Annotated in this window: 1 protein-coding gene and 1 pseudogene; one reads left to right on the top strand and one right to left on the bottom strand. The window is 64.5% G+C overall.

The features are described from left to right. Positions 1–763: diacylglycerol kinase family protein (locus EN749_RS36410; RefSeq protein ID WP_145991204.1), on the top strand; the 763-nt coding region annotated here is incomplete at its 5' end. 79 nt (positions 764–842) lie between these two features. Here the strand turns inward: EN749_RS36410 and EN749_RS39295 are convergent. Then, positions 843–956 (bottom strand): annotated as a pseudogene (locus tag EN749_RS39295) (NAD(P)-dependent oxidoreductase); the annotation flags it as partial.

Genomic DNA, 956 nt, shown 5'->3' with positions numbered 1-956 from the left:
GGTGATCGCGGCCGGCGGCGACGGCACCGCCAGCGAAGTGGCCGACGGGCTGCTGCAAGCGGCCAGGGAAAGCGGCCGGACCACCGAGCTTGGGCTCTTGCCATGCGGCACCGGCATCGATTTCGCGCGTGGGCTAGGTCTGCCGAAAAAGGTCGATGCCGTGCTGAAGCGGATCGCCGAAGCCAAGCCCCGCAAGGTCGATGCCGGACGCATCTGCTACGTCGACGATCACGGCGCGCTGGCCAGCCGGCATTTCATCAACATCGCCAGCCTGGGGCTTTCCGGCGCCACTGACCGCGCCGTCAATGCCGACAAGCGCAAGGGCAGGATGTCGGCCAAGGCGCTGTTCCTGTGGCGCACCGTGGTCGAGTTCATCCGCTACCGCTTCCAGGAGGTCAGCATAACGGTCGACGACGGCGTCCCCGTCGAAGCGCGCATGGCGCTGGTGGCGGTGGCAAACGGAAAGTTCTTCGGCGGCGGCATGATGATCGCGCCGGATGCGGAACTGACCGACGGGCAGTTCGACATCGTCATCCTGCGCGCGGCCGGCAAGCTGAAGCTGATCTGGGACATCCGGCTGCTCTATGGCGGCCGGCATCGCAATCATCCTGCGATCACCATCCTGCGCGGCAGGAAAGTGGTGGTCGAACCGCTCGGCGATTTAGAGAAGAACGGCGCGCTGGTCGACATAGACGGCGAGTCGCCGGGACGCATACCCGCGACCTTCGAGATCCTGCCCGGTGCATTGACGCTCAGATACTGAATCAAGCCGTTGACAGATTGATTCAGATGGATCCGCCGATCCAGCCAACGCCCTGAAATCGTTTGATATCCAGCCGGCGTCAGAGTTCGAGCTTGGCCGGAAAACCAGGTGCGCGCAGGTCGGTGCCGACGGCATCTTCCAACAGTTTGACGATCTGGGTCGACCAGGCGCCGCCGCCATAGGCGGCCTTGCC

This window comes from Mesorhizobium sp. M7A.F.Ca.ET.027.02.1.1 (assembly GCF_004022985.1).
In the GTDB taxonomy this organism is placed as follows: Bacteria; Pseudomonadota; Alphaproteobacteria; order Rhizobiales; family Rhizobiaceae; genus Mesorhizobium.
This window is presented reverse-complemented; position numbering and strand designations above follow the sequence as displayed.